The sequence below is a fragment of the Mesorhizobium sp. KACC 23794 genome (genome assembly GCF_052180275.1).
Lineage (GTDB): Bacteria > Pseudomonadota > Alphaproteobacteria > Rhizobiales > Rhizobiaceae > Kumtagia.
Genome location: NZ_CP197465.1, coordinates 4,571,402 through 4,587,759, shown reverse-complemented (window position 1 = coordinate 4,587,759; position 16,358 = coordinate 4,571,402). Strand labels below are relative to the sequence as shown.

General features: G+C 64.0%; 19 protein-coding genes. 15 read left to right on the top strand and 4 right to left on the bottom strand.

Annotation, left to right across the window (positions count from 1 at the left end; genetic code table 11):
• Window positions 1–75 precede the first annotated feature (75 nt).
• The 14 genes from rplQ (at window position 76) to ACSBOB_RS22405 (ending at window position 13,088) form a co-directional block, all read left to right on the top strand.
• Window positions 76–501 carry a 50S ribosomal protein L17 gene (gene rplQ, locus ACSBOB_RS22470; protein WP_442578291.1) on the top strand — a complete coding sequence of 142 codons (426 nt, stop codon included), beginning with the start codon at window positions 76–78 and terminating at the stop codon, window positions 499–501.
• A 188-nt stretch (window positions 502–689) separates the two neighbouring features.
• Window positions 690–1,214 carry a metal-dependent hydrolase gene (locus tag ACSBOB_RS22465; RefSeq protein ID WP_442578290.1) on the top strand — a complete coding sequence of 175 codons (525 nt, stop codon included), beginning with the start codon at window positions 690–692 and terminating at the stop codon, window positions 1,212–1,214.
• 141 nt (window positions 1,215–1,355) lie between these two features.
• Window positions 1,356–2,027, top strand: coding sequence for an ankyrin repeat domain-containing protein (locus ACSBOB_RS22460; protein ID WP_442578289.1), 672 nt, complete (start codon window positions 1,356–1,358; stop codon window positions 2,025–2,027).
• Window positions 2,028–2,116: 89 nt separating this feature from the next.
• Window positions 2,117–3,238, top strand: a complete 1,122-nt coding sequence (locus tag ACSBOB_RS22455; protein WP_442578288.1) for a 2OG-Fe(II) oxygenase — start codon at window positions 2,117–2,119, stop codon at window positions 3,236–3,238.
• A 110-nt stretch (window positions 3,239–3,348) separates the two neighbouring features.
• Window positions 3,349–4,842 (top strand): DegQ family serine endoprotease, encoded by a 1,494-nt coding sequence (locus tag ACSBOB_RS22450; RefSeq protein ID WP_442578287.1) that lies wholly within the window; start codon window positions 3,349–3,351, stop codon window positions 4,840–4,842.
• On the top strand, window positions 4,842–6,161 hold the full coding sequence (locus tag ACSBOB_RS22445; protein WP_442578286.1) for a replication-associated recombination protein A: 1,320 nt from the start codon (window positions 4,842–4,844) through the stop codon (window positions 6,159–6,161). The genes ACSBOB_RS22450 and ACSBOB_RS22445 overlap by 1 nt, the downstream gene beginning before the upstream one ends.
• A 585-nt stretch (window positions 6,162–6,746) precedes the next feature.
• Window positions 6,747–8,039 carry an NCS2 family permease gene (locus tag ACSBOB_RS22440; RefSeq protein ID WP_442583799.1) on the top strand — a complete coding sequence of 431 codons (1,293 nt, stop codon included), beginning with the start codon at window positions 6,747–6,749 and terminating at the stop codon, window positions 8,037–8,039.
• 79 nt (window positions 8,040–8,118) lie between these two features.
• Entirely contained in the window at window positions 8,119–8,958 is an 840-nt protein-coding gene (locus tag ACSBOB_RS22435) for a protein-L-isoaspartate O-methyltransferase family protein (RefSeq protein WP_442578285.1), read from the top strand.
• Between the two features lie 171 nt (window positions 8,959–9,129).
• Window positions 9,130–9,507, top strand: a complete 378-nt coding sequence (crcB, locus tag ACSBOB_RS22430) for a fluoride efflux transporter CrcB (RefSeq protein WP_442578284.1) — start codon at window positions 9,130–9,132, stop codon at window positions 9,505–9,507.
• Window positions 9,508–9,540: 33 nt separating this feature from the next.
• The gene (locus ACSBOB_RS22425; protein ID WP_442578283.1) at window positions 9,541–10,518 is read left to right on the top strand and encodes an RluA family pseudouridine synthase; all 978 of its coding nucleotides are present in this window, start codon (window positions 9,541–9,543) and stop codon (window positions 10,516–10,518) included.
• Window positions 10,519–10,536: 18 nt separating this feature from the next.
• Window positions 10,537–10,725 carry a hypothetical protein gene (locus ACSBOB_RS22420; protein ID WP_442578282.1) on the top strand — a complete coding sequence of 63 codons (189 nt, stop codon included), beginning with the start codon at window positions 10,537–10,539 and terminating at the stop codon, window positions 10,723–10,725.
• Window positions 10,722–11,630 (top strand): DMT family transporter, encoded by a 909-nt coding sequence (locus ACSBOB_RS22415; RefSeq protein ID WP_442578281.1) that lies wholly within the window; start codon window positions 10,722–10,724, stop codon window positions 11,628–11,630. Before ACSBOB_RS22420 ends, ACSBOB_RS22415 begins: the two co-directional genes overlap by 4 nt.
• Window positions 11,627–12,280, top strand: a complete 654-nt coding sequence (locus ACSBOB_RS22410; protein WP_442578280.1) for an HAD-IA family hydrolase — start codon at window positions 11,627–11,629, stop codon at window positions 12,278–12,280. Before ACSBOB_RS22415 ends, ACSBOB_RS22410 begins: the two co-directional genes overlap by 4 nt.
• 13 nt (window positions 12,281–12,293) lie before the next feature.
• Window positions 12,294–13,088: an ATP12 family chaperone protein gene (locus tag ACSBOB_RS22405; RefSeq protein ID WP_442578279.1), complete on the top strand. Its 795-nt coding sequence runs from the start codon at window positions 12,294–12,296 to the stop codon at window positions 13,086–13,088.
• Between the two features lie 105 nt (window positions 13,089–13,193).
• Here the strand turns inward: ACSBOB_RS22405 and ACSBOB_RS22400 are convergent, their stop codons facing one another.
• A complete protein-coding gene (locus ACSBOB_RS22400; protein WP_442578278.1) occupies window positions 13,194–13,385 on the bottom strand; it encodes a DUF2735 domain-containing protein in 192 nt (63 codons plus the stop codon).
• A gap of 401 nt (window positions 13,386–13,786) precedes the next feature.
• Between ACSBOB_RS22400 and ACSBOB_RS22395 the strand changes: the two genes are divergently transcribed.
• Window positions 13,787–14,827 carry a glutamine synthetase beta-grasp domain-containing protein gene (locus ACSBOB_RS22395; protein WP_442578277.1) on the top strand — a complete coding sequence of 347 codons (1,041 nt, stop codon included), beginning with the start codon at window positions 13,787–13,789 and terminating at the stop codon, window positions 14,825–14,827.
• A gap of 210 nt (window positions 14,828–15,037) precedes the next feature.
• On the opposite strand, the gene ACSBOB_RS22390 is transcribed toward ACSBOB_RS22395, so the two are convergent.
• The 3 genes from ACSBOB_RS22390 to minD are packed head-to-tail and all read right to left on the bottom strand — an operon-like array spanning window position 15,038 to window position 16,349.
• Window positions 15,038–15,217 carry a hypothetical protein gene (locus tag ACSBOB_RS22390; RefSeq protein WP_442578276.1) on the bottom strand — a complete coding sequence of 60 codons (180 nt, stop codon included), beginning with the start codon at window positions 15,215–15,217 and terminating at the stop codon, window positions 15,038–15,040.
• Between the two features lie 56 nt (window positions 15,218–15,273).
• On the bottom strand, window positions 15,274–15,537 hold the full coding sequence (gene minE / locus ACSBOB_RS22385) for a cell division topological specificity factor MinE (protein WP_442578275.1): 264 nt from the start codon (window positions 15,535–15,537) through the stop codon (window positions 15,274–15,276).
• A complete protein-coding gene (gene minD / locus ACSBOB_RS22380; RefSeq protein WP_442578274.1) occupies window positions 15,534–16,349 on the bottom strand; it encodes a septum site-determining protein MinD in 816 nt (271 codons plus the stop codon). Before minD ends, minE begins: the two co-directional genes overlap by 4 nt.
• Window positions 16,350–16,358: the final 9 nt, after the last annotated feature.

The window sequence follows — 16,358 nt, the reverse complement described above, 5'->3', positions numbered from 1 at the left end:
CCGCCCGGTCCGACGGTCATGCGGAAAACCATCAGAGGCCGTGGCCTCTTGAACAACTGAAGAAGGAAAAGAGCCATGCGTCACGGTTTCAAAGGCCGTCGCTTCGCCCGCAGCGTCAGCCACCGCAAGTCGATGTTGGCCAACCTCGCTGTCTCGCTGATCGAGCACGAGCAGATCGTAACCACCTTGCCGAAGGCTAAGGACCTGCGTCCGATCGTCGAGAAGCTGGTCACGCTCGGCAAGCGCGGCGACCTGCACGCCCGCCGCCAGGTGATCGCCCAGATCGGCAACGACAATGTCGTCAAGCGCCTGTTCGACACGATTGCCCCGCGCTACGCCACCCGCAACGGCGGCTATCTACGCATCATGAAGGCTGGCTTCCGCCACGGTGATAATGCCGCGATGGCCGTCATAGAGTTCGTCGACCGCGACACGTCAGCCAAGGGTGCCGCCGACCGCGCCCGCGTCGAGGCTGAAGCCGAGACCGCCGAAGCCGCGTAAGCCGGCCTCGTCAACCACCGATCGATTGGACCGGCGGGCCGAAAGGCTCGCCGGTCTTGCTTTGTCCGCAATCGGTCTCCGGCCATGATCGTTGCGCAGTTCCTGCACAGGCTTGGCAACATCGAACCCAGATCGCATCGCATCATGAGTTTCGGCGCGGGAGATGCGCTGCAACTCATGGGGACTTCATGCTGATCGGTCATCTGCCGCTTGGATACATCATCGGCTCGACGCTGCGGCGGCGATATGGAGAGGCGAGGGGCATCATTGCCGCGTCGCTTCTCGGCAGTACCGCGCCCGATATCGACATGCTCCGTTTCTATCTCGCCGATTTCGGCAGCTACAATCATCGCTACTATTTTACCCACTGGCCGTTTTTCTGGCTGGCAACGGCCGTCGTGACGTTGCCGGCGATCCATCGCCTGCGGCGCGCCTGGTTCCTGCCAGCGGTGGGCTTCTATCTTGGCGTGCTCTCGCATCTTGTCACGGATACCGTGCAGGGACCCGTCCGCTGGTTCGCCCCGTTCAGCGCTACGGCCTACGAAGTGGTGCGCATTCCGCCGCTCTATGGTCACTGGGTTCTGAGCGCCATCGGCCACTGGACCTTTCTGCTGGATATAGCGGTATGCGTCGCCGCGTTCCTGGTATTGCGAATGGACCTGAGCAGGCCGGTAACACATGGCAGCCGCCCAAGCCTCGCGCACGAGCAATGATGGGGTGCCGGGCTTGTGACTAAGCGAAGAGAGCTGAAGTCGCACAAGCGTCGCAATTGATTGGGACATGTTGCGCCCTCCCGGCGCCGTGTTTGGAACTGGGAGAGCTTGCCGCCTGCATCGGTTAGGGAGAACACGCGCATGCTGATATTGACGCGATTGGTGACGATGGTTCTGGTCGCAATGGTTTCGGCGGCTTCGCTTGCGCCGGCGGAAAGCGGGGACGATTCGATGCTCTATGAGGCAGCCTTCGACGGCGATATCGAACGGGTCCGGCGCCTGCTGGCGTCAGGCGCGCCGGTCGACATGCGCGATAGCCTGAAGCGCACCCCGCTGCTGCTGGCCACCCAGGCCGACCACGTGGAGGTCGCGAAGCTGCTGATCGAGGCTGGCGCCGACGTCAATGCCAAGGACGCGATCAGGGATACGCCCTTTCTGTATGCGGGAGCCGAGGGCCGGGACAAAATCCTTCGACATATCCTGGCGACCGGCAAGGCGAACCTGAAGGACACCAACCGTTATGGCGGCGTGGCGCTCATCCCGGCCGCCCATCACGGCCACCCCGATACGGTCCGCATCCTGCTCGAGACGGATATCAATGTGAATCACGTCAACAATCTGGGCTGGACGGCGCTGCTGGAAGCCGTGATCCTGGGCGATGGCGGTCCGATCTACAGCGAGATCGTGCGGCTTCTGGTCGATGCCGGAGCGCAGCCGATCCCCGATCGCGACGGAAGTACGCCGCTCGACCATGCCCGGTCGCGTGGATTCAGCGAAATAGTGTCCTTGCTGGAAGCCGGCCAGAAGACCTGAGACCACAGTCTCGCAGCCGGCTATCGTCTGTTTTCACGCGAAAGATTATCCTGTAGTTTTTCCGCGAACACGCAGCCAGCGGAGAAATCATGCCGGAATACCGTATCGTGGAAGTGGGCGATCCCGCTCCCTGGTTCACGCAGCGTTCGACGTCCAACGCCAACTTTCACTTCGACACGGCGGCAGGCCGTTACATCGTGCTCTGCTTCTTCGGTTCGGCCGCCGACGAGATGGGGCGCTCGATGCTCAGGATCGTCGAGGAGCGGCGGTCGCTGTTCGACGACGGCAAGCTCGCTTTCTTCGGCGTCAGTCACGACCGCAACGACGAAGCGCAAGGCCGTATCAAGGAATCCCTGCCCGGCGTCCGCTACTTCTTCGATTTCGACGGTGTGATCGGCCAGCGTTACGGCAGCCTGCCTGTCGATGCGACGTCCGGCCAGGTGTCGATCCGCCGCCTGTGGATGGTGCTTGATCCGTCAATGCGCGTGCGCGCGGTCTTCCCGGCGCAGGCGGACGGTGCTGAAAGGGCCGAACTCGCCGCCTATCTCGATGCGCTTCCGGCGGTGGATGCGTTTCCGGGCTTTTCCGTTCAGGCACCCGTCATCGTTTTGCCCAACGTTTTCGAGCCGGCCTTGTGCCAGCACCTCATCGATCTCTACAACGCCGATGGCGGCACCGATTCCGGCTTCATGCGCGAGGTGAACGGGAAGACCGTGGAAGTCGTCGATTCGCGCCACAAGCGCCGTGCCGACTTCACCATCGAGGATGAGAAGTTGCGCCTGATCTTGCGGCAGAAGGTCATCCGCCGGATCGTGCCGGAAATCCAGAAGGTGCATCAGTACACGGTGACACGCATGGAGCGTTATCTGGTCGCCTGCTACGACAGCGCCAATGGCGGCCATTTTCGGGCACATCGCGACAACACCACGAAAGGCACGGCGCATCGGCGCTTCGCCGTTTCGATCAACCTGAACGCCGATTTCGACGGCGGCCAGGTGAGCTTTCCGGAATACGGGCCGCGGTCCTTCAAGCCGACGCCCGGCGGCGCGGTGGTGTTTTCCTGCTCGCTGCTGCACGCCGTCTCTCCAGTGACGCGCGGCAAACGGTATGCGTTCCTTCCATTCCTCTACGACGACGCGGCGGCTGCGGTGCGGGAGGCCAACAACAAATACCTCGACGAGAGCGTCGGCAACTATGTAAAGACCAACTGACCGGCGCGAACGGCGTATCTGCGCCGCGCCGGTTCGCGGCCCGCGTTTCCATGCCTTTCAATTTGCACAATCATCGCGTCTATATGCAGCCGTCCCTCTGGAGGAATAGCATGTTCCCGAAAGGCTTGATGGCCCTTCTGGTTTCGGTCTTGCTTGCTTTTGCAGGCCCTGTCTTCGCGCAGGACAAACCCGCTCCCGACAAGCCTGTCGAGCCGGGGCTGTCCGACGTGCTCACCGATCTTCTGCAAAGCATGGAGGAGCCGCCGCCGCCGCCCGCGCCTCCCGGCCGCCGCCTGCCGTTCGGGCGCAGCGAGATCCAGCTTTCCTTCGCGCCTCTGGTGAAGGAGACGGCGCCCGCCGTGGTCAACGTCTATGCGTCCAAGCAGGCGAGGGCGCGCTCGCCTTTCGAGGGCGACCCGTTCTTCGAGCGCTTCTTCGGCGGCGGTGCCCCGCCGCGCGCCCAGTCGGCGCTGGGGTCCGGTGTGCTCGTCGACAAGAGCGGCATCGTGGTGACCAATTATCATGTCATCCGCGACGCCGACGAGGTCAAGGTAGCCACCTCCGACGGACGCGAGTTCGAAAGCAAGGTGCTGCTGAAGGACGAGACGATCGACCTTGCGGTGCTGAAGATCGAGGGCGATGCCGAGTTTCCGGTGATCCCGATCGGTGATTCGGATGCGCTGGAGATCGGCGATCTCGTTCTTGCCATCGGCAATCCGTTCGGCGTGGGCCAGACGACCACCAGCGGGATCGTCTCGGCGCTCGCCCGCTCGCATATCGGCGTTTCCGATTTCGGCTTCTTCATCCAGACCGACGCGGCGATCAATCCCGGCAATTCGGGCGGCGCGCTGATCAACATGAGCGGGCAGGTGGTCGGCATCAACACGGCGATCTACAGCCGGAGCGGCGGTTCCATCGGCATCGGCTTTGCCATTCCGTCGAACATCGTGCGGGCGGTGGTGAACGCCGCCAAGAACGGCCAGGCTTCTTTCGAGCGTCCCTTCATCGGCGCGACATTCGAGCCCGTGACCGCGCCGATCGCCGAATCGCTCGGCATGAAGCTGCCGACCGGGGCACTCGTCTCCGACGTCTTCGAGGGCGGACCGGCCGCCAAGGCGGGCTTGAAGCCGGGAGACGTGGTCCTTGCCATGAACGACATCGCGATCGAGCATGTCGATGCCCTCGGCTACCGTCTCGCGACGCAGCCGATCGGCGGCAAGGCGACCCTCAGGATCCTCAGCAAGGGCGAGGAAAAGACCATCGACATCAGCCTTGAGCGCGCGCCGGAAGGCGCCTCGAACGCGGTCATAAGCATCAAGGGTCGCAGCCCCTTCGCGGGGGCGAAAGTGACCGAGCTTTCCCCCAGGCTGGCGCAGCGGCTCGGCATGCGCACCGAGACCACCGGCATCATCATGACCGACATCGACCGCAATTCGCCCGCTGCCGGTTTCGGCTTCCGGCCGGGCGACATCGTGCGCGAGGTGAATGGCGAAAAGATCAGCAGCGCCGCGCAGCTCGAGCAGATCGCCGGCCAGGATACCCGCTGGTGGCGCTTCGTCGTCGAGCGCGACGGAAAGCTGCTGCGCCAGATGCTTCGCTACTGATGAGCGACCTGTTCGGCCAGGACAAGCCGCAGCGCCCGGAAAAAGGCAGGCCGCTGGCCGATCGGCTGCGGCCGGCACGTCTTGGCGAGGTCGTGGGACAGGACCACCTGACCGGCCCGGACGGTGTCCTGTCGCGCATGATCCGCTCCGGCTCGCTCGGCTCGATGATCTTCTGGGGGCCGCCCGGCACCGGCAAGACGACCGTTGCTCGCTTGCTCGCCGGCGAGACCAACCTCGCTTATGAGCAGATTTCGGCGATCTTCTCCGGCGTGGCCGACCTGAAGCGTGTGTTCGAGACGGCGCGCATGCGCCGGACCAATGGCCGCCAGACGCTGCTGTTCGTCGACGAGATCCATCGTTTCAATCGCGCCCAGCAGGATTCCTTTCTCCCGGTCATGGAGGACGGCACCGTCACCCTGGTCGGCGCCACGACCGAAAACCCGTCCTTCGAGCTCAACGCGGCGCTTCTGTCCCGCGCCCGGGTCCTTGTCTTTCATACGCTGGACGAAGGCAGCATCGAGTTGCTGCTGCTGCGTGCCGAGAAGACCGAGGGTAAAAACCTGCCGCTCGACGAAGAGGCGAGGGCGGTGCTGCTGCGCCTGGCCGACGGCGACGGACGCGCCGCGCTCACCCTTGCCGAGGAGGTTTGGCGGGCCGCCAAACCTGGCGAAGTCTTTGATGCGGAAGGGATCCAGCGTGTCGTGCAGCGCCGCGCGCCGATCTATGACAAGGGCCAGGACGGCCACTACAATCTGATTTCGGCGCTGCACAAATCGGTGCGCGGCTCCGATCCCGACGCTGCGCTCTATTATCTGGCGCGCATGTTCGACGCCGGCGAGGATCCGCTGTATTTAGGTCGCCGGCTGGTGCGCATGGCGGTCGAGGACATCGGCATGGCCGACCCGCAGGCCCTGGTGATCGCCAACGCCGCCAAGGACGCCTACGATTACCTGGGGTCGCCGGAGGGCGAACTCGCTTTTGCGCAGGCTGCGGTCTACCTGGCCACGGCGCCTAAATCCAATGCGACCTATACCGCCTTCAAGGCCGCGACCCGCGCGGCCAAAGAATTCGGCTCGCTGCTGCCGCCCAAGACGATCCTCAACGCACCGACGAAGCTGATGAAGGAAGAGAGCTACGGCGCTGGCTACAGGTACGACCATGACGAGCCGGATGCGTTTTCCGGCCAGAACTATTTTCCGGAGAAGATGGGCCGGCAGCGATTTTACGACCCGCCGGACCGCGGCTTCGAACGCGAAATCCGCAAGCGGCTGGACTATTGGTCTAAACTGAGGGCCGAACGATCCGACGACGGCGAATAGGCCCCAACCGCCTTCGACAGGCGAATGGAAATGAAGCGGAATCAAAGGGATGGTGGTGTCGTTTCGCAGGCTCGTCATCCGGAATCTTCTGGTGATTTCGACGCGTCACTGAATGAGCGAACGTCACTTTATTATTTTATTTCAATAAGATACTCAGCTAGGTGTCGATAAGGAGGCTGCTAGGCTTCACGCGGCCGGCCAAAAATGGCGTTACGCGTTCACAATGGGTGGGTTTACGCTTGCCGGAGGGCCCCGGAAGCATGATGTCGGCATTGTCGGTGGCCGGCTTGAAACTGCATCAAATATTCCAACCGGTATCCCGTCTTGCACTTTAGGGTCGCAAGCCCGATCATGATCGCGATAGGGAGGAATTGAAACGTCCGCCGCCGGCTTTGCGCCACCGGATGTTCTGGATCGCGCGATGCGCCTGCATGGCGACACGCGGTCCGCGCGCTGACCACCTCAGTACCGATTTTCGGCGGACGGCCTTCGGCCGTGCGCTTGCAGACGTGCGCCAATTATTCCCCATCGGCTGAAAATGTGCACCGAAGCGGTTCCGCCGCGCGGAGAAGGGGAATGGAGACAATGCTGGAGAGGCTTTTCAAGCTCAGCGAGAACAGGACGACCGTCCGCACCGAGATCATCGCCGGGCTGACGACGTTCCTGACGATGTCCTACATCATCTTCGTCAACCCCGACATCCTGTCGTCGACGGGAATGGACCGCAACGCGGTGTTCGTGGCGACCTGTCTCGCCGCCGCTCTTGGTTCGCTGGTCATGGGTCTTGTCGCCAACTGGCCGATCGGCATGGCGCCGGGCATGGGCCTGAACGCCTTCTTCGCCTTCACCGTGGTCGCCGCCATGGGCTTCACCTGGCAGCAGGCGCTGGGCGCGGTCTTCATCTCCGGCATGATCTTCTTCGTGCTGACGGTCACCGGCATCCGCTCATGGCTGATCGCCGGCATTCCGCAATCGCTGCGGGCGGCTATCGCCGCCGGCATCGGCTTGTTTCTCGGCATCATCGCCTTGAAGAATGCCGGCATCGTCGTCGACAATCCGGCGACGCTGGTCGGGCTGGGCAATCTGCACCAGCCCGGCGTGCTGCTGGCGATCCTCGGTTTCTTCATCATCGCAGGCCTCGACGCGCTGAAGGTGCGCGGCTCGATCCTGATCGGCATCCTCGTCGTCACCGTGCTTTCGATCCTGCTTGGCCTCAGCCCGTTCAACGGCATCGTGTCGGCGCCGCCGAGCCTTGCGCCGACCTTCCTGCAACTCGACCTGATGGGCGCGCTGCATGTCGGCATCTTCCACGTCATCCTCGTCTTCGTTCTGGTGGAAGTGTTTGACGCCACCGGCACGCTAATCGGCGTTGCCAAGCGGGCAGGGCTCATCGAACCCGGCAAGCCAAGCAATCTCGGCCGTGCGCTGTTCGCCGACTCCACGGCGATCGCCGCCGGCTCGCTGCTCGGCACGTCGAGCACCACGGCCTATGTCGAGAGCGCATCCGGCGTGCAGGCCGGCGGCCGCACCGGGCTGACGGCCGTCGTCATCGCGCTGCTTTTCCTCGCTGCCCTGTTCATCTCGCCGCTGGCCGGCTCGGTGCCGGCCTATGCCACCGCGCCCGCACTGCTCTACGTCGCCGGCTTGATGATGCACGAACTGGTCGACATCGACTGGTCGGACGTGACCGAATCGACGCCGGCCGCGCTGACGGCGATGGCCATGCCATTCACCTATTCGATCGCCAACGGCCTGGCCTTCGGCTTCATCAGCTACGTCGTGCTGAAGGCGGTGACCGGCAAGGCGCGTTCCGTCCATCCGGCGACATGGCTGGTGGCGGCACTGTTCGTCATCCGCTTCGCCTTCTTCGCCGAGTGATCCGGGTCGCATCGCGACCCCGAGACAAAGCGGCCCGGAGGCGCTGGAATCCGCCGCCGGCCTGCGTCATGATCGCGACATGGCCAAACGGCAAACCAGTCTCGATGACGTCCGCACCCACTACGCCAGGCACATGGCGGTGATGAGCGGGTGGCACGATCCGCGCATCGAGCGCGCTTTCGATCTGGTCCCGCGCGAGGCGTTCCTGCCGCCAGGCCCCTGGCAGGTGGTGGTGAACAACCAGCCCATCCCGACGCCGACAGCCGACCCGGCCTTCCTCTATCAGAACGTGCTGGTCGCCATCGATCGGGACAAGGGCATCAACAACGGCGAGCCATTCCTGCACGCGGCCTGGATCGGCGCTGTCGCGCCGCAGCCCGGTGAGACGGTCACCCAGATCGGCACGGGCGGCGGCTATTACACGGCCGTCCTCGCCGTGCTGGTCTTGCCGGATGGATCCGTGACCGGTTTCGAGATCGATGCCGGCCTGGCGGCGGATGCGACGAGGAACCTGAAACCGTTCCACAATGCGACGGTCATTGCCGCCGATGCAGTGACGTCGGCGCTTGCACCCTCGGATATCATCTACGTGAATGCCGGCGTGGTTGCGCCGCCACTGCACTGGCTAAGGGCGTTGAAGCCAGGCGGGCGTATCATCTTCCCATGGCGCCCGGCCCAAAATGTCGGACTGGCAGTGCTCGCCAGGCGGACGGACCGGGGTTTTGCGACCCGAGTTCTCAGCTCGGCATGGTTTATCGCCTGCGCGGGGGCATCGGACCATAACATCAGCCGCAGGCAGCCGACACCTGTCGAGGCGAGGCTGATCAAGTCGATCGTGCCGGCCGAAGAGCGCGCGCCGGACGAGACAGCGGTGGCGATCTACCCCGACCTCTGGTTTTCCAGCGCGGGGCCGGCGTGAATTCGCCGGGCGAGATTCGGGCATTGGACTGGATTCAGGCCAGTTTGCGGCCAACCAAGTCTGGTGCTGCAGCATCCATGATCGGCCGTTCGGCGGTTTTTCCCCGGCAAGAGGATATGTAGCCGAGACGGCGGCGCTGGATGCCCCTGCCGTATTCGGCTAGGAGGGGGGATGCAGAACGTCCTCCTCGTCGCCATCGGTGGCGGCATCGGCGCAGCCCTTCGCCATCTCGTCAACATGGCGGCCATGCGGCTCGTGGGTATGTCGTTCCCCTGGGGCACGCTGGCGATCAACATAGCGGGTTGCTTCGTGATGGGCGTGTTCATCGAAGTGCTGGCGCGCCGCTTCCACGCTTCCAACGAGCTGCGCCTGTTCGTCGCCACCGGCATCCTCGGCGGCTTCACCACTTTTTCCGCCTTCTCGCTGGATTTCGCCGTTCTGTGGGAGCGGGGGGCCGAGCTTCCCGCGGTCGCCTACGCCGCAGCCAGCCTGCTGGGCACCCTGTTGGCCGTGTTTCTGGGTCTGTGGCTCGCAAGAAGCTTCGCATGATGCTATTGCGCCGTTCTTGAAGGAACGGACGACATGGCAGGCGTAGAACAGATCACGGTCGAGACCGGCGAGGCGGGCATGCGGCTCGACCGCTGGTTCAAGTCGCATTATCCGGGCCTCGGCTTCGGCCACCTGCAGAAACTGCTCCGCTCGGGGCAGGTGCGCGTCGACGGCGGGCGCGCCAAATCCGATACGCGCATCGAGCCCGGCCAGGTCGTGCGTGTCCCGCCGCTCGATGTCGACCAGAAGGGCGGTGCGCCGCTGACGCACAAGACGTTGCGCGGCGTCGACGACGGCGAGGCGCTGTCCAAGATGATCCTTTACGAGGATGCCAAGGTGTTCGTGTTCGACAAGCCGTCGGGCCTGGCTGTCCAGGGCGGCTCGGGCGTGACGCGCAGCGTCGATTCCATGCTCGAAGCCTTCCGCAGCAAGAAGGGCGAAAAGCCGCGCCTCGTCCATCGCCTCGACCGCGACACATCCGGTGCGCTGGTCGTCGCCCGCACCCGCCTGGCGGCGATGAAGCTCGCGGAATCCTTTCGCGGACGTGATGCGAAAAAGACCTATTGGGCGCTGGTGAAGGGTGTTCCCCCCAAGCGCGAGGACAAGATCTCCACGTGGCTGGTCAAGGAGACGACACTCGACGGCGACCGCATGCGGGTCGCGGCGCATGGCGAAAAGGGGGCCGATCATGCGGTCTCCTACTACCGCATCGTCGAGCAGGCCGCGCAGACCCTCTCCTGGCTTGAGATGGAGCCGCATACGGGCCGCACCCATCAATTGCGCGTGCACGCCGCCCATATCGGCTGCCCCATCATCGGCGATCCGAAATATTTCGAGGCTGACACTAACTGGGACTTTCCGGGCGGCATGCAGAACCGCCTCCATCTGCATGCCCGCCGCATCGTGATCCCGCATCCCGACGGCGGCAAGATCGATGTCACCGCACCGCTGCCGCCGCATATGCGTCAGAGTTGGAACCTGCTCGGCTTCGACGAGGCGAGCGCGGAGTAGAGGGAGCAGGACGATAACATGAAGTGGATGTCGCTGCTGATAACGTGGTTACCTTTTCTGACCGTCATGACGCTCTTTGTGTGGTGGGCTCAGCATAGGCAACGAAAGTTGCTCGACGCCAACCGCGAAAGCATTGACGCGATGAAGGCCAACACGGAGGCTCTGAACGCATTGCGCCGCCAACTCGAACTGCACCCGAAACCATGACTGCGGCAGCTCTCGACCGCCGCGACGCCATCGACACGATGGCAGTGGCCGTCATGCTGGGCTTGACGTTTTGCTGGGGTCTGAACGGCGTTGCAGCGAAGCTGTCGAATGGCGGCTACAATCCGGTGCTGTTGACCGTTCTGCGCTCGGCAATCGCCGCGGCACTTGTGTTTGGCTGGTGCTGGTGGCGCCGTATCCCGCTGTTCGAGCGCGACGGCACGCTATGGCCCGGCATCGCCGCCGGCATGCTGTTCGGTGCTGAATTCCTGCTGATCTTCGTCGGCCTCGATTACACGACGCTGGCGCGCAACACGCTGATGGTCAACACGATGCCGTTCTGGGTGTTGCTCGGGGCGCATTTCCTCCTGGGCGAGCGCATGTCGATGCGCAAGCTCGCAGGCCTCCTGCTGGCTTTCGGCGGGGTGGCCCTGGTGTTTTCCGACAAGCTGAGCCTGCCCGGCCCGGACGCCATCTGGGGGGATCTGATAAGCCTCGCCGCGGGCGTATGCTGGGCGGCCACGACGCTGGTGATCAAGGCGACGCGGCTGGTGCGCGCCAGCGCCGAAAAGCTGCTGATGTACCAGCTTGCCGTCTCCGCGATCGTCATCCTGCCGCTTCTGCCCTTTGCCGGACCGATGCTGCGCGACGTGAGTGCCTTGCCGACCGCCGCCCTGCTGTTCCAGGCCATTTTTGTGGTCGCCTTCACCTACGTCGTCTGGTTCTGGCTGATGCGGCGCTATCCGGCTTCCGGCCTGACCAGCTTCACATTCCTGACGCCGGCCTTCGCGGTGCTGATGGGCGGCATCCTGCTCGACGAACCGCTGTCGATCCGCATTTTCCTGGCGCTCGGCCTGATCGGAGTGGGTCTGGTGATCGTCAACCGGCCCGCGAGGAGCCGCGCGTGACCCGTCTGGTCCTGTTCGATTGCGACGGCACGCTGGTCGACAGCGCGGCTGTCATCCATGCGTGCATGGAGCGCGCCTTCGCGGAAGCCGGCCTTGCCCGGCCCGATCTTGCGGCGACCAAGAGCGTCATCGGCCTGACGCTGAATCTGGCCATCGCGCGCATGCTGGGCCGCGACGTCGACCCGGCCGTCGATGCGCTGGCCGAACGCTACAAGCATCATTTTCACGCCATGCGCGGCGAGGCCGGCTTTTCCGAACCGCTCTATCCGGGCATAGCCGGACTTGTCGCCGGCCTCGCGAAACGCGACGACGTCCTGGTCGGCATGGTGACCGGGAAATCGCGGCGCGGTGTGCAGGCCGTGTTTTCCACGCACGGCTTCGGCGAAACGTTTCTGGTTGTGCGCACCGCCGAGGATTGCCCGTCGAAACCGCATCCGGCTATGGTGATGGAATGCTGCGCCGTCGCAGGCGTCGATCCGGGCTCGACGTTTGTGGTCGGCGACTCCATCTATGACATGCAGATGGCGAAATCGGCCGGAGCCCGCGCCATCGGCGTCGGCTGGGGCTATCACGACGCGGAGGCGTTGATGGGGGCAGGGGCGGAATGCATTCTTCGAAGGCCCGTAGACCTGATGCCGTTGCTGGCCTGAAGGAATTTTTCCGATGCGCGATATTCTGAACGACCTCGATGCCGGCAAGTACCTGTCCGATCCGGACCCGGTGCGCCGGGCGCAGATCCAGATGCGGACGCCGCTGCCGAAGCGCTTCTACGAGAAGGTCTCCGTCGACCGTGCTGAGACCGGCCATGTCGTCAAGCTTGACGGCAAGCCAGCCCGCACGCCGGCGCGTGCGCTGATCGAACTGCCGACCGAGAAGGCCGCGCTGCTCGTCGCCGGGGAATTTTCAGCGCAGGAAGAGATGATCAACCCGGTGACGATGCCGGTGATGCGGCTGGCGAATACCGCGATCGACGGTGTGGCGCGCGAGGCCGATGCGGTCCTGGAGGACATATTGCGCTTCGCCTCGTCCGACCTGCTCTGCTACCGCGCCGACGCGCCGGAAGGGCTGGTGCAGCGGCAGAACGAAGCGTGGGACGGCGTGCTCGACTGGGCGCGCTCGGCGCTGGGCGCGCGGCTCAACCTGGCGGAAGGCGTCATCCACGTCGACCAGCCGCGCGAGGCGATCGCGGCGATCGGGCTGCACCTGCGCCCCCGCTCCGACCCGTTCCGGCTGGCGGCGCTGCATCTGATGACGTCGCTGACGGGGTCGGCATTGCTGGCGCTGGCGGTAGAGGCTGGCGAACGCGATGCCGAGACGGCCTGGAAGGCTGCGCATGTCGACGAGGACTGGCAGATCGAGCATTGGGGCCAGGATTCGGAAGCGATGGCGAGGCGGTCTGCAAGGCGACGCGACATGCTTGCAGCTGCGCGGCTGATCGAGGCGCTTAATCAGGACTGAACGACAATCTTCCGAACCGACAGGCCGTCTGCCGACGCCCCGCTTGTCGGATTTCAGGGATCCGGAGCGGTCCGGGCCATCACCATGCCACCTCTTGGCGGAAAGTCACCGTTTCGCGACGGTCTCTTCCTGAATGGCCGCCTGGTGGTACCAGGCATCGAAAGCAAGGCTCGCCACGCGAGGCATCATGACAACCCTGCCGGGCTTGGCCGCTGACGCCTTCTGGCTGGTTACCGCGCGGCCCTTAGGCTGGAATGTATAGAGCTTGGCCGATTCGCGCTGCGTGGTCGTCGTCATGGGCGTATTCCTGCTTGCTTCCTCGTCTAGACAGGCTGCGTGTCCATCTATATAGGGTCTGCAACCGATTTAGGCAACCTGCATTTATAAACTTCATAAGTTGCATAAATTTTAGTCAGCCTATACTTTTGCTCGACATTGCGCCAGAAGCCCGCCGGAAGGTCGCGTGCCGCCGTCTATGGCAACGCTCCTGAGTCGGCGAAGTTCCTGCGACCGCGCGGCGCCGCAACGCCGGTAACGCCGGGTTCGCCTGCGGCGGGACGCCGCGTTTCCGGCTGTCCGTAGGTCGTCACGGCGAAGTGGCACATTAATTGCTTTTTAATTATGCGGGATCCGGTCCATGCGGACGGACGCCTTTGGCTGCGCCGCCCAGGCTGGCGCATCGGTTCAGAGAGGCCCGAATGACGAAATACAAACTCGAATATATTTGGCTCGACGGCTACGTGCCTACGCCCAGCCTTCGCGGCAAGACGCAGATCAAGGAATTCGCCGAATTCCCGACGCTCGAGCAACTTCCGCTATGGGGCTTCGATGGTTCCTCGACCATGCAGGCCGAGGGCCACAGCTCGGACTGCGTGCTGAAGCCTGTCGCCATCTATCCCGACCCGGCCCGTACGAACGGCGCGCTGGTGATGTGCGAAGTCATGATGCCGGACGGCGTCACGCCGCACGCGTCCAACACGCGCGCCACCATCCTCGACGACGACGGCGCCTGGTTCGGCTTCGAGCAAGAGTATTTCTTCTACAAGGATGGCCGCCCGCTCGGCTTCCCGACCACCGGCTATCCTGCCCCGCAGGGCCCCTACTATACGGGCGTCGGCTACAAGAATGTCGGCGACATCGCCCGCCAGCTCGTCGAGGAGCATCTCGACCTCTGTCTCTCCGCCGGCATCAACCACGAAGGCATCAATGCCGAGGTGGCGAAGGGCCAGTGGGAATTCCAGATCTTCGGAAAGGGCTCGAAAAAGGCCGCCGACCAGATCTGGATGGCGCGCTACCTGCTGCTGCGTCTCTGTGAAAAATATGGCATCGACATCGAGTTCCACTGCAAGCCGCTCGGCGACACCGACTGGAATGGCTCGGGCATGCATTGCAACTTCTCGACGGCCTATATGCGCGAGGTTGGCGGCAAGGCGTATTTCGAGGCGCTGATGGCGGCGTTCGACAAGAACATCATGGACCACATCGCGGTCTACGGCCCGGACAACGACAAGCGCCTGACCGGCAAGCATGAGACCGCGCCGTGGAACAAGTTCTCCTACGGCGTCGCCGACCGCGGCGCTTCGATCCGCGTGCCGCATAGTTTCGTCAACAACGGCTACAAGGGCTATCTGGAAGACCGTCGCCCGAACAGCCAGGGCGACCCCTACCAGATCGCCAGCCAGGTGCTGAAGACGATCTCGGAAGTGCCGCTCGACGCGGCGAAGAAGGCGGCGGCGTAAGCAACACCTGCTGCTCGTTCAAAAGCCCGGCGGAGCGATCCGCCGGGCTTTCTTATTTGATCTTTGGTGGCTGCAGCGTGGCTCATGAGTCGGCCCGGGATTCGATAGGCCTGAGGCGCCGACAAAGCGGGTCAACGAAGCAACATTCCATCATCCAGGCACGACCGCGCCTCCGGCCCGGCGCCTGTATCCCCGGCAGTGATCGCGATACTATTGCATGCTGGCAGGTGCGGGCCGGCTGGTCGCGCCGGCCGCCGATTCGCAGACCTCTACATGCCTGGCCAGCGCATCCTTGGACAGCATCGCGCTGACCGTGCAGATGTCGCGATTCTGGAATTTCGGGGTCTGCTGGAGTTCCTGAAGCCGCTGCAGAAGCGCCAGTCGGGTCATGCTCGTCTCCTTTCGTCGTATGGGCAGGCCCTCGGCCCGCCACCGGAACAAGGGCGTTATGCCGCCCGCGCACCCGCGTTCAGCGGGATCTCGATGTCGACTTCCAGCGTCGAGACCTTTTCGCCGCGGTCCATCTTCACGCTGACCTTGTCGCGGTCGATCTGCACATGCTTGGCGATGACCGCGAGGATTTCCTCCCTGAGCTGCGCCACGAGGTCCGAATGTCCCACCGTCGCCCGCTCATGCGCCAGCAGCACCTGCAGGCGCTCGCGCGCCATCGGCGCCGAGCTCTTTTTGTTGAAGAAGTTGAAAAGGCTCATGCCGCCCTCCTTCCGAATATCTTGCTGAACAGGCCCCGCCTTTCGCCCGGAATGGTCATCGGCAGCACTTCGCCCGCCAGCCGGCGGGCGGCGTCGTGATAGGCGAGGGCCGGCGCGCTGCGGTTGTCGGCGAGCGTCACCGGCGTGCCGACATTGGAGGCACGCAAAACGTCCATGCTCTCCGGGATGATGCCGAGCAGCGGGATCGACAGGATCTCCAGCACGTCCTCGACCTTCAGCATGTCGCCGCGCTCGGCGCGGGCGGGATCGTAGCGGGTGAGCAGCAGGTGTTTCTCGACCCGGTCGCCGCGCTCGGCCCTGACCGTCTTGGCGTCGAGAAGGCCGATGATGCGGTCGGAATCGCGAACCGAGGAGACTTCCGGATTGGTGACGACCACCGCTATGTCGGCATGGCGCATCGCCAGCGTGGCGCCCCGCTCGATGCCGGCCGGGCTGTCGCAGATGATCCAGTCGAAAGACTGCTTCAGTTCGCCGATTACCCGCTCGACGCCCTCGGCCGTCAGATTGTCCTTGTCGCGGGTCTGGGAGGCCGGCAGCAGGTGCAGCGTCTCCAGCCGCTTGTCGCGGATCAGCGCTTGCGGCAGCTTGGCGTCGCCCTGGATGACATTGACGAGGTCGTAGACGACCCGGCGCTCGGCACCCATGACGAGGTCGAGATTGCGCAGGCCGACGTCGAAATCGACGACAACCGTCTTTTCGTTGCGCTGCGCCAGCGCAGCTCCGAGGGCGGCGGTGGACGTCGTCTTGCCGACACCTCCCTTGCCAGATGTAACCACGATTACTTTTGCCATGTCGCTCTC

Excerpts from the sequence above, each read along its gene's own strand:
- rplQ (WP_442578291.1), top strand. The coding sequence starts at position 76 with ATGCGTCACGGTTTCAAAGGCCGTCGCTTCGCCCGCAGCGTCAGCCAC.
- ACSBOB_RS22465 (WP_442578290.1), top strand. The coding sequence starts at position 690 with ATGCTGATCGGTCATCTGCCGCTTGGATACATCATCGGCTCGACGCTG.
- ACSBOB_RS22460 (WP_442578289.1), top strand. The coding sequence starts at position 1,356 with ATGCTGATATTGACGCGATTGGTGACGATGGTTCTGGTCGCAATGGTT.
- ACSBOB_RS22455 (WP_442578288.1), top strand. The coding sequence starts at position 2,117 with ATGCCGGAATACCGTATCGTGGAAGTGGGCGATCCCGCTCCCTGGTTC.
- ACSBOB_RS22450 (WP_442578287.1), top strand. The coding sequence starts at position 3,349 with ATGTTCCCGAAAGGCTTGATGGCCCTTCTGGTTTCGGTCTTGCTTGCT.
- ACSBOB_RS22445 (WP_442578286.1), top strand. The coding sequence starts at position 4,842 with ATGAGCGACCTGTTCGGCCAGGACAAGCCGCAGCGCCCGGAAAAAGGC.
- ACSBOB_RS22440 (WP_442583799.1), top strand. The coding sequence starts at position 6,747 with ATGCTGGAGAGGCTTTTCAAGCTCAGCGAGAACAGGACGACCGTCCGC.
- ACSBOB_RS22435 (WP_442578285.1), top strand. The coding sequence starts at position 8,119 with ATGGCCAAACGGCAAACCAGTCTCGATGACGTCCGCACCCACTACGCC.
- crcB (WP_442578284.1), top strand. The coding sequence starts at position 9,130 with ATGCAGAACGTCCTCCTCGTCGCCATCGGTGGCGGCATCGGCGCAGCC.
- ACSBOB_RS22425 (WP_442578283.1), top strand. The coding sequence starts at position 9,541 with ATGGCAGGCGTAGAACAGATCACGGTCGAGACCGGCGAGGCGGGCATG.
- ACSBOB_RS22420 (WP_442578282.1), top strand. The coding sequence starts at position 10,537 with ATGAAGTGGATGTCGCTGCTGATAACGTGGTTACCTTTTCTGACCGTC.
- ACSBOB_RS22415 (WP_442578281.1), top strand. The coding sequence starts at position 10,722 with ATGACTGCGGCAGCTCTCGACCGCCGCGACGCCATCGACACGATGGCA.
- ACSBOB_RS22405 (WP_442578279.1), top strand. The coding sequence starts at position 12,294 with ATGCGCGATATTCTGAACGACCTCGATGCCGGCAAGTACCTGTCCGAT.
- ACSBOB_RS22400 (WP_442578278.1), bottom strand. The coding sequence starts at position 13,385 with ATGACGACGACCACGCAGCGCGAATCGGCCAAGCTCTATACATTCCAG.
- ACSBOB_RS22395 (WP_442578277.1), top strand. The coding sequence starts at position 13,787 with ATGACGAAATACAAACTCGAATATATTTGGCTCGACGGCTACGTGCCT.
- ACSBOB_RS22390 (WP_442578276.1), bottom strand. The coding sequence starts at position 15,217 with ATGACCCGACTGGCGCTTCTGCAGCGGCTTCAGGAACTCCAGCAGACC.
- minE (WP_442578275.1), bottom strand. The coding sequence starts at position 15,537 with ATGAGCCTTTTCAACTTCTTCAACAAAAAGAGCTCGGCGCCGATGGCG.
- minD (WP_442578274.1), bottom strand. The coding sequence starts at position 16,349 with ATGGCAAAAGTAATCGTGGTTACATCTGGCAAGGGAGGTGTCGGCAAG.